Consider the following 447-nt stretch of genomic DNA (forward strand, 5'->3'; position numbering starts at 1 on the left):
TGTCCACCACCATGCCGCTGGTCAACATGGTGCTGTGGATGGCGGTGGCCAAGAGCGCCCCGGTGGGCCACTTCGGCCAGGCCGACTTCGTGGGCTACTTCCTGGCCACCTTCGCGGTGCGCCAGCTCACCAGCGCGTGGGCCGCGTGGCTCATCAACTGGGAGGTGAAGCAGGGCACGCTGGCGATGCGCCTCTTGCGTCCCATCTCCCCCTTGTGGGGCTACGCATCCGACAACGTGTCGGGCTTCCCCATGCGCGTCGTGGTGGCCCTGCCCGTGGTGCTCCTGAGCATCGCGCTGGTGGGCGCGCACAAGGCGGTGCCGCAGCACGCGTGGCAGTGGGGGCTGTTCCTCGTGGCTGTACTGGGCGGCTGGGCCATCACCTTCCTGGCCAACGTGGCCATTGGCGCGCTGAGCCTCTTCCTCGACAGCAGCCAGAAGATGATGG

The 447-nt window shown here is 68.0% G+C and carries 1 protein-coding gene; it reads left to right on the forward strand.

Going from position 1 to position 447, the window contains the following annotated elements; translation table 11 throughout:
- Positions 1–447 (forward strand): ABC-2 family transporter protein (locus D7Y04_RS42680; RefSeq protein WP_199749830.1); only part of this gene is annotated, 447 nt, incomplete at both ends.

The organism is Corallococcus sp. AB038B, assembly GCF_003668955.1.
Classification (GTDB): Bacteria; Myxococcota; Myxococcia; order Myxococcales; family Myxococcaceae; genus Corallococcus; species Corallococcus exiguus.